Origin of the sequence: Mycobacterium gordonae, assembly GCF_017086405.1 — a bacterium.
Lineage (GTDB): Bacteria > Actinomycetota > Actinomycetes > Mycobacteriales > Mycobacteriaceae > Mycobacterium > Mycobacterium gordonae_D.
Genome location: NZ_CP070973.1, coordinates 641,644 through 654,791 on the forward strand (window position 1 = coordinate 641,644; position 13,148 = coordinate 654,791).

At 65.4% G+C, this 13,148-nt stretch carries 14 protein-coding genes; 4 read left to right on the forward strand and 10 right to left on the reverse strand.

The window, feature by feature from the left end; all coding sequences use genetic code 11:
- Positions 1-3 precede the first annotated feature (3 nt).
- A complete protein-coding gene (locus JX552_RS02775; RefSeq protein ID WP_205875986.1) occupies positions 4-492 on the forward strand; it encodes a flavin reductase family protein in 489 nt (162 codons plus the stop codon).
- Between the two features lie 12 nt (positions 493-504).
- On the opposite strand, the gene JX552_RS02780 is transcribed toward JX552_RS02775, so the two are convergent.
- The 5 genes from JX552_RS02780 to JX552_RS02800 form a co-directional block, all read right to left on the reverse strand.
- Positions 505-660 (reverse strand): hypothetical protein, encoded by a 156-nt coding sequence (locus tag JX552_RS02780; protein WP_205875987.1) that lies wholly within the window; start codon positions 658-660, stop codon positions 505-507.
- A 28-nt stretch (positions 661-688) separates the two neighbouring features.
- Entirely contained in the window at positions 689-1,435 is a 747-nt protein-coding gene (locus tag JX552_RS02785; protein WP_205875988.1) for a succinate dehydrogenase/fumarate reductase iron-sulfur subunit, read from the reverse strand.
- Entirely contained in the window at positions 1,435-3,360 is a 1,926-nt protein-coding gene (locus tag JX552_RS02790; RefSeq protein WP_205875989.1) for a fumarate reductase/succinate dehydrogenase flavoprotein subunit, read from the reverse strand. The genes JX552_RS02785 and JX552_RS02790 overlap by 1 nt, the downstream gene beginning before the upstream one ends.
- Positions 3,361-3,412: 52 nt before the next feature.
- On the reverse strand, positions 3,413-4,240 hold the full coding sequence (locus tag JX552_RS02795) for a hypothetical protein (RefSeq protein ID WP_205875990.1): 828 nt from the start codon (positions 4,238-4,240) through the stop codon (positions 3,413-3,415).
- A gap of 104 nt (positions 4,241-4,344) precedes the next feature.
- Positions 4,345-4,641, reverse strand: a complete 297-nt coding sequence (locus JX552_RS02800; protein WP_205875991.1) for a hypothetical protein — start codon at positions 4,639-4,641, stop codon at positions 4,345-4,347.
- 118 nt (positions 4,642-4,759) lie between these two features.
- Here JX552_RS02800 and JX552_RS02805 point away from each other — a divergent pair, with 118 nt between their 5' ends.
- Positions 4,760-5,515, forward strand: coding sequence for an isocitrate lyase/PEP mutase family protein (locus JX552_RS02805; RefSeq protein ID WP_205875992.1), 756 nt, complete (start codon positions 4,760-4,762; stop codon positions 5,513-5,515).
- A gap of 57 nt (positions 5,516-5,572) precedes the next feature.
- On the opposite strand, the gene JX552_RS02810 is transcribed toward JX552_RS02805, so the two are convergent.
- Positions 5,573-6,010 (reverse strand): Hsp20/alpha crystallin family protein, encoded by a 438-nt coding sequence (locus JX552_RS02810; RefSeq protein WP_205875993.1) that lies wholly within the window; start codon positions 6,008-6,010, stop codon positions 5,573-5,575.
- A 215-nt stretch (positions 6,011-6,225) separates the two neighbouring features.
- On the opposite strand from JX552_RS02810, the gene nirB reads away from it, so the two are divergent.
- Both nirB and nirD read left to right on the forward strand, forming a co-directional pair.
- Complete coding sequence (nirB, locus tag JX552_RS02815) at positions 6,226-8,781, forward strand: nitrite reductase large subunit NirB (protein ID WP_205875994.1); 2,556 nt, start codon at positions 6,226-6,228, stop codon at positions 8,779-8,781.
- A 13-nt stretch (positions 8,782-8,794) separates the two neighbouring features.
- Complete coding sequence (gene nirD / locus JX552_RS02820) at positions 8,795-9,163, forward strand: nitrite reductase small subunit NirD (protein ID WP_205875995.1); 369 nt, start codon at positions 8,795-8,797, stop codon at positions 9,161-9,163.
- Here the strand turns inward: nirD and JX552_RS02825 are convergent.
- The 4 genes from JX552_RS02825 to JX552_RS02840 are packed head-to-tail and all read right to left on the reverse strand — an operon-like array spanning position 9,160 to position 12,940.
- Complete coding sequence (locus JX552_RS02825; protein ID WP_065136770.1) at positions 9,160-9,609, reverse strand: TetR/AcrR family transcriptional regulator; 450 nt, start codon at positions 9,607-9,609, stop codon at positions 9,160-9,162. The genes nirD and JX552_RS02825 overlap by 4 nt on opposite strands.
- 46 nt (positions 9,610-9,655) lie before the next feature.
- The gene (locus tag JX552_RS02830) at positions 9,656-10,366 is read right to left on the reverse strand and encodes a sirohydrochlorin chelatase (protein ID WP_205875996.1); all 711 of its coding nucleotides are present in this window, start codon (positions 10,364-10,366) and stop codon (positions 9,656-9,658) included.
- Positions 10,363-11,508 carry a uroporphyrinogen-III synthase gene (locus tag JX552_RS02835; RefSeq protein ID WP_205875997.1) on the reverse strand — a complete coding sequence of 382 codons (1,146 nt, stop codon included), beginning with the start codon at positions 11,506-11,508 and terminating at the stop codon, positions 10,363-10,365. Before JX552_RS02835 ends, JX552_RS02830 begins: the two co-directional genes overlap by 4 nt.
- A gap of 34 nt (positions 11,509-11,542) precedes the next feature.
- Positions 11,543-12,940 carry a nitrate/nitrite transporter gene (locus JX552_RS02840; protein WP_205878178.1) on the reverse strand — a complete coding sequence of 466 codons (1,398 nt, stop codon included), beginning with the start codon at positions 12,938-12,940 and terminating at the stop codon, positions 11,543-11,545.
- Between the last annotated feature and the right edge of the window lie 208 nt (positions 12,941-13,148).

Consider the following 13,148-nt stretch of genomic DNA (forward strand, 5'->3'; position numbering starts at 1 on the left):
CCGGTGAGTGCGAACCACAAACTGACCCCGACGTCACTGCGCGAGGCTTTCGGCCATTTCCCGTCCGGGGTGATCGCCATCGCCGCCGAGATCAACGGTGTGCGGCAAGGTCTTGCGGCCAGTACGTTCGTGCCGGTCTCACTGGAGCCGCCGCTGGTGTCGTTCTGTGTGCAGAACACGTCCACCACCTGGCCCAAACTCCAGGGCGCGCCGATGCTGGGCATCAGCGTGCTCGGTGAGTCTCATGATGCGGCCGCGCGCACGCTGGCCGCCAAGACCGGGGACCGGTTCGCCGGGCTGGAGACCGAATCGCGTGACTCGGGCGCCGTTTTCATCAAGGGAACCGCGCTGTGGCTGGAAAGCGCGATCGAACAACTGATTCCGGCCGGCGACCACACGATCGTGGTGTTGCGTGTCAACGAGGTGACGGTCGACGCCGAGGTTGCGCCGATCGTCTTCCACCGCAGCGTCTTTCGACGCCTCGGGGTCTGAGGCCGACGTCGGTCAGGGCCGCTCGCCCAGTTCCTTCCGGTACGCGTCGATCCGCTGCTCGATCTCGGCCGCGTCGTCGTGCCGTCCCTCTTTATGCGCCAGCTCGGCGCGGACGGTCAACTCCCGAATCGCCGTTCGAATCTCGTTGTCACTGGTCGTTCCTGGCATGACAAACGGGTACCCGGTGTGGCGGCGATTAACGCCTGAACAGCTTGTTACCCAGCCACACGATCGGGTCGTACTTGCGGTCGGCGACCCGCTCTTTCATCGGGATCAGCGCATTGTCGGTGATCTTGATGTGCTCAGGGCACACCTCGGTGCAGCACTTGGTGATGTTGCAGTAGCCCAGTCCGTGCGCTTCCTGGGCTTGCTTCTGCCGGTCCACCGTGTCCAGCGGGTGCATGTCGAGCTCGGCGATCCGCATCAGGTAGCGCGGACCGGCAAATGCCTCTTTGTTCTCCTCATGGTCACGGATGACGTGACAGACGTTCTGGCACAGGAAGCACTCGATGCACTTGCGGAACTCCTGCGACCGCTGAACATCCACCTGGGCCATCCGGTACTCGCCCGGTTGCAGTTCCTTGGGCGGGGTGAACGACGGGATCTCGCGGGCTTTTTCGTAGTTGAAGGACACGTCGGTCACCAAGTCGCGGATCACCGGGAAGGTACGGATGGGGGTGACGGTGACGACTTCGTTCTCCTCGAACGTCGACATCCGGGTCATGCACATCAGGCGCGGCTTGCCGTTGATCTCCGCCGAACATGATCCGCACTTGCCCGCCTTGCAGTTCCAGCGCACCGCCAGGTCGGGCGTCTGCGTCTGCTGCAGGCGGTGGATGACGTCGAGCACCACCTCACCCTCGTTGACCTCGACGGTGAATTCCTGGAGCCCGCCGCCACTGTCGTCGCCGCGCCAGACCCGCATGCTTGCGTTGTACGCCATTACGCTCTCCGTTCCGGGTGCTCAACCAGCTCTTCGGCGGTGTAGTACTTCTCCAATTCGGAGATCTTGAAGAGCTCGAGCAGGTCAGCCCGCATCGGGATCTGCTCCTGGCGGGTGATGGTGATGTGGTCGCCGGTGGCCTCGGCCTCATCCTGCGGAGCCTCTTTGCACACCAGCAACGTGTTGCGCCAGCTGGAATCCATGCTCGGGTGGTCGTCGCGGGTGTGTCCGCCCCGGCTCTCGGTGCGCGTGAGCGCCGCCTTGGCCACGCATTCGCTGACCATCAACATGTTGCGCAGGTCGATCGCCAGGTTCCAGCCCGGGTTGTACTGCCGCCCGCCCTCGACCTGGACGTGCTGGTAGCGCGTCCAGAGCTCCTTGAGCAGCTTCAGCGCCCGGGTAATCTCTTCCTCTTTGCGGATGATGCCGACCAGGTCGTTCATCACGTGCTGCAGATCCATCTGCAGTGCGTAGGGGTTCTCCGGCGCCGAGCCGTCGGTGGGTGCCGAGAACGGCTTGAGGGCGAACGCCGCGGCGTCCTCCATGGCTTGCTCGGACACCTTGGGACGGCTGCTCAGGGCGCGCACGTAGTCGGCGGCTCCGAGCCCCGCACGCCGGCCGAAGACCAACAGGTCAGACAGTGAGTTGCCGCCCAGCCGGTTGGAGCCGTGCATGCCGCCGGAACATTCACCCGCGGCGAACAGCCCGGGGACCTTGGCGGCACCGGTGTCGGCGTCGACCTCGATGCCGCCCATCACGTAGTGGCAGGTGGGGCCGACTTCCATCGGCTCCTTGGTGATGTCGACCTCGGCCAGCTCCATGAACTGGTGATACATCGAGGGCAGCCGGCGCTTGATCTCCGCCGGGGTCAGCCGGGATGCGATGTCCAGGTAGACCCCGCCGTGCGGGGTGCCACGGCCGGCCTTGACCTCGGAGTTGATCGCGCGTGCCACCTCGTCGCGGGGCAGCAGGTCGGGGGTACGACGGGCCGAGTCGTTGTCCTTGAGCCACTGGTCGGCCTCTTGCTCGTCCTCGGCGTACTGCCCTTTGAACACGGGCGGGATGTAGCCGAACATGAACCGGGTGCCGTCGGAGTTCTTCAGAACGCCGCCGTCGCCGCGGACGCCCTCGGTGACCAGGATCCCCTTGACGCTGGGCGGCCACACCATGCCCGTCGGGTGGAACTGGACGAACTCCATGTTGATCAAGGTCGCGCCGGCACGCAGCGCGAGCGCATGCCCGTCGCCGGTGTACTCCCACGAGTTGGAGGTGACCTTGAACGACTTGCCGATCCCGCCGGTGGCCATCACCACCGCCGGCGCCTCGAACAGGACGAAATTGCCGCTCTCGCGCCAGTAGCCGAACGCCCCGGCGATCGCGTCACCGTCTTTGAGTAGTTCGGTGACGGTGCACTCGGCGAACACCCGGATCCGCGCCTCGTAGTCGCCGAACTCGGCGAAGTCCTCCTGCTGCAACGAGACGATCTTCTGCTGCATGGTGCGAATCAGCTCCAGGCCGGTGCGGTCACCGACGTGGGCCAGCCGCGGGTAGGTGTGTCCACCGAAGTTGCGCTGGCTGATCCGGCCGTCCGCGGTGCGGTCGAACAGCGCTCCGTAGGTTTCCAGCTCCCAGACGCGGTCCGGTGCCTCCTTGGCGTGCAGCTCGGCCATCCGCCAGTTGTTGAGGAACTTGCCGCCCCGCATGGTGTCGCCGAAGTGGGTCTGCCAGTTGTCTTTCGGGTTGGCGTTCCCCATGGATGCGGCGCAGCCGCCCTCGGCCATCACCGTGTGTGCCTTGCCGAACAGGGATTTGGTCACCACCGCGACCTTCAGGCCGCGCTCACGCGCTTCGATGACCGCACGTAACCCAGCGCCGCCGGCACCGATCACGACTACGTCGTAGGCGTGCCGTTCGACCTCAACCATGAAACCTCGCTCAAATTATGGAATTTCGTTCGCAATGTGGCTGAAGGGCTGATCAGCCGATGAATCGCAAGTCGGAGATGGTGCCGCTGGCTACCAGTGCGATGTAGAAATCGGTCAGCATCAGCGTGCCGAGCGTGATCCAGGCGTACATTTTGTGCCGCTCGTTGATCTTGCTGACCTGAGTCCAGATCCAATACCGCACAGGGTGTTTGGAGAAGTGCTTGAGCCGGCCTCCGGTGACGTGCCGGCAGGAGTGGCAGGACAGCGTGTAGGTCCACAGCATGATCACGTTGCCGAGCAGAATCAGATTGCCCAGGCCGAAGCCGAATCCGCCCGGACCGTCCTCGGAATGGAAGGCGGCGATGGCGTCCCAGGTGTTGATCAGCGAGATGATCCCGGCGATGTAGAAGAAGTACCGGTGGGTGTTCTGGATGATTAGCGGGATCTTGGTCTCACCCGTGTAGTGGACCCGGGGCTCGGCCACCGCGCAGGCCGTCGGCGACTGCCACACCGTGCGGTAGTAGGCGCCGCGGTAGTAGTAGCAGGTCAACCGGAACAGCAGCAGGAACGGCAGCGTCAGCGCCGCGTACGGCAACCACCACACGTCCGGCAAAATCTGCGGCCAGAATTCGCTGGCCTCACCGCAAGCCTTGCTGACGCACGGCGAGTAGAACGGCGTCAGGTAGTGGTACTTCGGGACGAAAAAGTAGTCCTGCTGGAACGCACGCACCGTCGCGTAGATGACGAAAGCGGCGAAGCCGAGATTGATCCTGAGTGGCTGCAGCCACCACCTGTCGGTGCGAAGCGTTTTGCGCCCGATCTGGGCTCGGGTAGCTGAAAAGACGCCGGACTCAGAACGGCTCGCCGTTGGTGCGCTCATCTGATGTGTTGTTCCTCTTCGAACGGGCTGTAGCTCGAAGGGTACACAGAATGACCGCCCGCTCCTTAGTCGGGCTTCTCAGTCGGGCCTCGCAGGCGAAGCGACTAATACCTGCTGTGACCTCCGACACCCTCGTCGTCGACATCGCGCCAGAAGTCGGTGTCGTACTGGGTGTCCGGAATGGCGATCTTCTCGCCGGATTGGTAGACGGTGGCTCGCGTCAGGTCCAATTCGGCGACATCGCTGTCCAGTAACTCGATGTCACTGAGGATTCGGTCGGCGTCGATGACGATGCGGCGCGTCGCAGGATTGTCTCCGTACCGCGACTTCAGCGACGTCACGCACCGCCGCAGCCCCCGCATCAGCTCGTGCAGTTCGGTGAGTTCAGTGGCGGTGGACAATCGATGCTCCCTGGGCCGAAGGTGTTACGGATCACAATACGTCAGTCGATACTATCCGCTGCCGGCGCCGGGCACCGGACAACATGTGCCCCGCGGCCGAGAAAGTGACTTTGTACCTATGGCTCAGGAACCAGCCGAACAGGCCCGAATGCTGCTGCAACTCCATCAGCCGGGAAACCCCGTGGTGCTGCCCACGGTGTGGGACGCCTGGTCGGCGAAGCTGGCCGCGGACGCCGGTTTTGCGGCCCTGACGGTGGGCAGCCACCCGCTGGGCGACTCGGTTGGCAAACCCGACAGTGAGGGCATGTCGTTCGACGACGTGCTGGCCCGGGTTGCGCAGATCACCGCCGCGGTCGACCTGCCGGTATCGGTGGACATCGAGTCGGGCTACGGGCAGGCGCCGCCACGGCTGATCGAGGGCCTGCTGAGCGTCGGCGCGGTCGGGCTGAACATCGAAGACACCGTGCATTCCGAAGGCGGGCGGCTGCGGTCTTCCGGTGAGCATGCGGAGTTGGTGGGTGCCCTGCGGGTCGCCGCCGACGCCGCCGGGGTGCACATGGTGATCAACGCTCGCACCGATGTGTTCCTGCGGCAGGAAGGTGACCCCGCGGGCCGCGTCGACGTGGCCGTGGCACGGCTCACCGAAGCGGCGCAGGCCGGCGCCGATGTGCTGTATCCGGTGGCGCGCCATGATCCGGACACGTTGCGGCGCTTGGTATCTGAGTTGCCCTTGCCGGTCAATGCGATCGCAATGCCGGACCGGGACGAACCCGCCATGTTCGCCCCACTCGGGGTGGCGCGGATCAGCTTCGGCCCGTTTTTGCAGTTCGCGCTGTCAGCCCGGGCCAACGAATTGCTCGCCCGCTGGCAGTAGTGCCGTCGCAAAAGCTCCCACACGCTGGGCGTGCGGGAGCTTTTGCGTCTGGTCGCGCTATTTGGTGATGGCGATGCGCTGTGGCTGCGCGCCGGCGTATGCGCCGGCGACCCGTACCGTCAGCACGCCCGCGTCATACGAGGCGGAGATGGCTTCGCCGGTGACGTGCGCCGGGAGCTGGAAGGACCGGCGGAAGGACCCGTAGCGGATCTCCCGCAGGGTGCGCCCGTGTTCCTCCTCGGCGTGTTCGTCGCGGTGTTCGCCATGGATGACCAGGCGGCCCTTGTCCACCTCGACGTTGACGTCCTGCTCGACGTCGACACCCGGCAGCTCCAACCGGACTACCGCGTCCTCCCCCTCCTTCAAGATCTCGGCAGCAGGGCTGAAACCGCAGGTAGCGGGCTTGGCCCAGTCCGCGGACGCCGGACCGAAAAAGTCCCGCAGCCACCGGTCGGTGTCCCACGCCGGACGCGACCACAAGGTGAGATTGCTCATGGGTGACTCCTTACCCTTCGTTGTGAGTTAGCTGTGCCCGACCCTGTGGTGGTCGGCTACCCGATAAAACATGAGTCGCCTACGCTAAAGTTCCACGAGGGTGTTCGCTGCGAGCGAACGTCGTCACACAGTCGATTGCCAGCTGTGAGGACGCCGTGATGAATGCTTCACATTCGGCGGCTTCCGCGGCAACATGGGCTTCGTAGTCTCGTGACATGTCTTCTGCCGGAAGTGCTCCCCGGCGCGCCGCTGCCCGGCGTGTGGTCGTGGTCGGCCACGGCATGGTCGGTCACCGGTTCGTCGAGGCGCTACGCGCCCGCGACACCGGCGATTCCTGGCGAATCACCGTGCTGGCCGAAGAGGCCGATGCCGCCTACGACCGCGTGGGCCTGACCTCCTACACCGAAAGCTGGGACCGCAAGCTGCTGGCCCTGCCGGGCAACGACTACGCCGGCAACCCACGGGTGCAATTGCTGCTGAACACCCGTGTCGTCGAAATCGACCGCGCCGCAAAGACAGTGGTGACCGCCGACGGCGACACCCATGCCTACGACGCGCTGGTTCTGGCCACCGGGTCCTTTGCTTTCGTCCCACCGGTCGCCGGACACGACCTACCGTCGTGCCACGTTTATCGAACCCTCGACGATCTCGACGCCATCCGCGCCGGCGCCCAGCGCGCTGTGGAGTCGGGTCGTGCCGGCGTGGTGATCGGCGGTGGCCTGCTGGGCCTGGAGGCTGCCAATGCCTTGCGTCAGTTCGGCTTGCCCACGCACGTGGTCGAAATGATGCCGCGTCTGATGGCCGCGCAGATCGACGAGGCGGGCGGTGCGCTGCTGGCCCGCATGATCGCCGACCTCGGGATCGATATTCACGTGGGCACCGGCGCCGAATCGATCGGTTCGGTTGCGCATTCGGACGGCTCGGAGTCGGTGGCGGTGACGCTGTCCGACGGCCGGGTGATCGACGCCGGTGTGGTGATCTTCGCCGCCGGCATCCGGCCGCGCGACGAGCTGGCCCGGGACGCCGGCCTGGAAATCGCCCCACGGGGCGGCGTCCTCACCGATCTGGCCTGTCGCACAACCGATCCCGACATCTTCGCGGTCGGCGAGGTGGCCGCCATCGAGGGCCGGTGTTACGGTCTAGTCGGGCCGGGCTACACCAGTGCCGAAGTGGTGGCCGACCGACTGGTCGACGGCACCGCGGAGTTCCCCGAGGCGGACCTGTCCACCAAGCTCAAGCTGCTCGGCGTCGACGTCGCCAGCTTCGGCGACGCGATGGGCAGCACCGAAAACTGCCTCGAGGTCGCCATCAACGACGCGGTGAACCGCACCTACGCGAAGCTGGTGCTCTCCGACGATGCCAGAACGCTGCTCGGTGGTGTGCTGGTGGGCGACGCGTCGGCCTACGGAGTGCTACGGCCCATGGTCGGCAGCGAATTGCCCGGCGATCCGCTGGCGCTCATCGCGCCGGCCGGATCGGCCGGCGCGGCGGGTGCGTTGGGCATTGGGGCGCTTCCGGATTCGGCCCAGATCTGTTCGTGTAACAACGTCACCAAGGGTGACCTGAAATGCGCGATCGGCGACGGCTGCGCCGACGTCCCGGCACTGAAAACGTGCACCGCGGCCGGCACCTCGTGTGGATCCTGCGTGCCGCTGCTCAAGGCGCTGCTGGAAGCCGAGGGTGTCGAGCAGTCCAAGGCGCTGTGCGAGCACTTCGGACAGTCGCGACCGGAGCTGTTCGAGATCATCTCGGCCACCGAGATCCGCACCTTCTCTGGTCTGCTGGAGCGCTTCGGCCGTGGAAAGGGTTGCGACATCTGCAAACCCGTCGTCGCCTCAATCCTGGCTTCCACCGGCTCCGATCACATCCTGGACGGCGAGCAGGCCTCGCTGCAGGACTCCAACGACCACTTCCTGGCCAACATCCAGCGCAACGGCAGCTACTCGGTGGTGCCGCGGGTGCCCGGCGGCGACATCAAGCCCGAGCACTTGATCCTGATCGGCCAGATTGCACAGGATTTCGGGCTCTACACCAAGATCACCGGAGGCCAGCGGATCGACATGTTCGGCGCCCGGGTCGACCAGTTGCCCGCCATCTGGAAGCGGCTGGTCGATGCCGGTCTGGAGTCGGGTCATGCGTATGGCAAGGCGCTGCGGACGGTGAAAAGCTGTGTCGGCAGCGACTGGTGCCGCTACGGCCAGCAGGATTCGGTGCAGCTGGCCATCGACCTCGAACTGCGCTACCGCGGGCTGCGGGCACCCCACAAGATCAAGCTGGGCGTCTCGGGTTGTGCTCGGGAATGTGCCGAGGCGCGGGGCAAGGACGTCGGGGTGATCGCCACCGAACAGGGCTGGAACCTCTACGTCGGCGGCAACGGCGGCATGACCCCCAGGCACGCCCAGCTGCTGGCCGGCGACCTGGACACCGCCACCCTGGTCCGCTACATCGACCGGTTTCTCATGTACTACATCCGCACCGCCGACCGGTTGCAGCGCACTGCGCCCTGGGTGGAATCGCTGGGCCTGGACCACGTGCGCGACGTGGTGTGCGACGATTCGCTCGGCCTGGCCGGCGAATTCGAGGCCGCCATCGAGCGGCACGTCGCGAACTACAAGTGCGAATGGAAGGGCGTGCTGGAGGACCCGGACAAGCTCTCGCGGTTCGTCTCCTTTGTCAACGCCCCCGACGCCGTCGACCCGACGGTGACATTTACCGAACGTGCTGGCCGCAAAGTGCCTGTCCCCATTGGCATTCCGCGGGTTCGATCCTAGCAGGGAATGGATCATGACGTTCATCAACGACATTCAGGCGTGGACCACCGCCTGCGACTACGACCACCTCATTCCTGGGCGCGGCGTCGGGGTCCTGCTCGACGACGGTTCGCAGGCTGCGCTGTTCCGGCTTGACGATGGTGCCGTGCACGCGATCGGAAACGTGGACCCGTGCTCCGGCGCGGCGGTGTTGTCCCGCGGCATCGTCGGCGACCGGTGTGGCCGCGCAACCGTCCAATCGCCGATCCTCAAGCAGGCTTTCGCGCTGGACGACGGTTCCTGCCTGGACGAAGAGGGAGTCTCGGTGCCGGTGTATCCGGTGCGGGTCACCGCCGACGGCCGGATCCAGGTCGGGCGGTTCGCCGCGCGGATGGCTGCCTAGTCGATCTTGCCGACGAGATAACGCTGCATCGTCGGGCCGATGGCGTCCACCAGCTGTTCCACCGTCATCGAGTGCAGCGGCTCCGAGCGCACTCCGTAGCGCATGATTCCCAGTCCGACCAGTTGCGAGGCGCACAGCGATGCGCGCACCGCGATCTTGTCGGCTCCGAGCATCTTGAGCAGCGGGTTGAACACCGGACCGATCAGCATCGACTGGACGACTTCGGCGGTCTTGGACAGACCCGTGGACGCGATCGCACTGGCGGCAAATGGGCCGCCGCCGGCGGCATCCCACGTGGTGATCAACATATAGAGCGTGCGGCGCCCGACCTGGTTGACGCTACCGGTGAAAATGCGGTCGATGAACTCCGGTGTCCGGAACGGTAAACGGAGCATCTTTGCCACATCGTCGAGGAGTCCTCGCGAGGGCTCTTCGTTACGGGCCATGTTGCCAGGATTACCCGGGATACCCGCAAACATCAAGTGTCGTTGCTCACGCCGTCCGCTGGTATTGCAACCCGGAGGATCGGATTGCGGCGTCTCGGAACCGCTCGGCCACCAGCCGGGCCAGCCTTGGGTGGGTGCCTAGCGGCCGTGTCACCAGGTCGGCGCCGCAGCAGTCCAGTCGCTCTTGGAACAGGCCCTCGGCGATCAGGTAGGAGACCACCACGACGCGCCGCGAGCGCCGGCGACGGGCATTGGTCACCGCCGCTTGGATCATCGGGCTGCCGGTGGCGGCGAAACCCAGCTCCACCGCTGATCCTGTCAGCCTCGACAGCAACGTCGCCGCGTGGTCCAGGTCGGCGCGGGCTCGCGGATCGGAAGTGCCCGCCGCCGCCAGTATCACCGAATCGCCGGGTTGCCAGCCGGTTTCCAGCAGGTTCTGAAACAGAATCCTGGTGATCCCCCGTCCCGGCCCGAGCGACGGCGTCACGAGCACCCGGCGATGCCCACTCGCCTCGACATGCGCCGGCAGGTCGGCCCGGACGTGGTAGCCGCGAGAGAGAAACGCGGGCAACACGATTGCGGGTTCGTCCCAGGCGCGCAGATCTGACAGCACTTCGGCGGGCGTGGGTCCCAGTACGTCGACGAATGCCACCCCGACGGTGCGGTCGAGTAGTTCACTCGCCCGGGCGGCGAGGTCGCCGATCATCGCGACGCCGGCTGGTCGGCGGGTGCCGTGGGCAGCCAGCACCAGGCTCATGCCGCGTCGTGCTCGCCGTCGAGGGCCAGTCGATAACCGCGTTTGACCACGGTCGCGACGATGTTCCTGTCGCCCAGAGCCGTTCGCAGACGCAGGACGGCGGTGTCCACCGCATGGGTATCGCCGCCGTTGCCGGGCAGCAGCCGCAGCAGCTCCGCGCGTCCGACCACCTCACCGGGCCGGTGCGCCAGTGCATGCAGAATCGCCATGCCGGATCCCGAAACCGTCTTGACTGATCCGTCGACCAGCACGCAGGTCCCTCTGATGTCGACCAGGTGGCCGGCGGCCCGTACGCTGCACGAACCCAGCAGCGGTAGTTCTTCTGCGATATGACGGGCCAAGGCGCCCAGCCGCATCCGCTCCGGCGACGAGGTCGGCACGCCTTGCCGGATCAGCGGCCGGGACGTGACTGGGCCCACACACATCGCGTGCACGCTGCTGCGGAATGCGGCCAGCACCTGGTCCTCGATGCCCAGGTCGCGGCTGCGCTCCAGTACCGCCACCGCCGCGGGAGCCGAGGTGAAGCTCACCGCGTCGAACTGGCGCCGAGCGATACCGGTGACCAATTGATCGAACTCGCCGTCCAAAGGCACTGGCTTCCAGCGGTATACGCGAAGCGGAACAACTTCTGCGCCCGCGGCGCGCAAACCCCCGAGGAACTCCGGGAATGGGTCCCATCCGTCGGCCGCGCCGTGCAGCTGAACGGCGATGCGCTTTCCGGCAACACCCGAGTTGAGCAGGTATTCCGCGACCTCGTGCGAAGATTCGGACTCCGGCGACCACTCCTCGCGCAGGCCGGCCGCGCGCAGGGCGCCAGTTGCCTTCGGTCCGCGTGAGATGACTCGCGCCGACGAAAGTGAGTCGATGAGTTCTGTCGCGATGCCCCATCCCTCGGCCGCCGCCACCCATCCGCGAAAACCGATGCCGGTGTGGGCCACCAGGATGTCCGCTGGATCGGCGATCAATCTTTGCGTGTTGCTGTGCAATTCGTCGTCATCGAGCAGTGCGATCATGCTGATCGCGGGGGCGGCGAACACCTCCGCCCCATGCCGGCGGAGCAGCGCGCACAACTCTTCCGCGCGACGGGCTGAGGTGACTGCGATCCGGTAGCCGGAGAGTGGCGCAGGCGTTGGCTGGGCCATATCTCGGTTGTATGCCAAGCTCATTTCCAAAGCGTTACCTAGCAATTGCTGCAGCATTGCCCTCGGCTGCGTTCTTCGTCACAGGATCGGCGGGACGGCGGACATACATTCGCCAGGTGAGCCACGCGGCGAAGATGTAGGACGCCAGGAACATCCAGTATGCCGAGGTTTCGGTGCCGCTGTGCAGATAGGACTCGCACAGCGCCAGGTTGATACCCACGCCGCCCAGTGCGCCCACCGCGGAACAGAATCCGATCAGCGAACCCGACATGGCGCGTGCCCAGTGCCGGCGTTCGGCCTCGCCGGCAACCAGAGAACGGCTACGTGCCTCGAAGATGGACGGTATCAACACGAACACCGATCCATTGCCCATGCCGGCCAGGATGAACAACGCCATGAAGCAGAAGACGTAGCCCGTCAACGTGAAACGCGTGGTGTCGGGTGCGATGTCATCGCGGGTGCTGATGCCCACCAGCAATGCCGCGGCGAAGATCATGCCGCCGAGGACGCCCAGGGTGACCCGACTCCCACCTATGCGATCGGACAACTTGCCGCCATAGATTCGGGCCAGTGAGCCCAACAGCGGTCCGATGAAAGCGATCTGGGCGGCGTGCAGCGACGCGTGTCTGACGCTTTCGCCGTGTTCTTCGAAGTTGACCTGCAATACCTGGCCGAACGCGAAAGCGAACCCGATCCAGGAGCCGAAGGTGCAGATGTAAAGCAGCGAGATGACCCAGGTGTGCCGCACGAACAAGACCGACCGCATGGTGTTCAGTGCAATACCGTGTTCGAGGTTGTCCATGAACAACGCCGCTGCGATACCGACAATCGCCAGCAGCACAAGGTAAATCGCGCACACCCAGTACGGCGCCCGGTGCCCGGCGGTAGCCAGCGCCAACAGACCCACGAGTTGTATCACCGCGACTCCGAGATTCCCCACCCCGGCGTTGATCGCCAGCGCGGCTCCTTTGAGTCGCTCCGGGTAGAAGGCGTTGACGTTGGTCAACGACGCCGCGTAGTTGCCTCCGCCCAGCCCGGTCATGGCCGCGCACAACACATATGGCCACAGTGGCAGGCCGGGGTGGGCCAGCAGCACGATGGTCAGACCGGTGGGGATCAGCAGCACGAATGCCGAGAACGTGGTCCAGTTGCGGCCGCCGAACCGGGCGATGCCCAACGTGTAGGGGATGCGCGCACAGCCGCCGATCAGGGTGGCGACGACGCCCAGGAGGAGCCTGTCGCCGGTTGAGAAGCCGTATACGGAGGCGGGCATGAACAACGTCATGACCGACCACAGCGTCCAGATCGAGAACGCGACATGATCGCCGGCAACCGTGCAGAGCAGATTGCGTCTGGCGATCTTGTCGTTGCCGAACAACCAGGATCTGGTGTCTTCGGGATTCCAGTCCGCGATCCGGCGGTTGCAGCCCATATGCTGGTTCACCTTTCCGGGCACCTCGACGGGCACCATGAAGTGAAGAGGCTTGCGCCAAGGTTGGTCTCGATGCTCACATCAGGCGCGCGGGGCAGTCAACTCGAAAGGCCGGTCATTGACTGATAGTTGCGTTTCAGTTGTCTGACAGGCGCCTGGACGCCCCAAATCCGTTGAGGCCGAGAGCGAATGAGACCACACCGCGGCG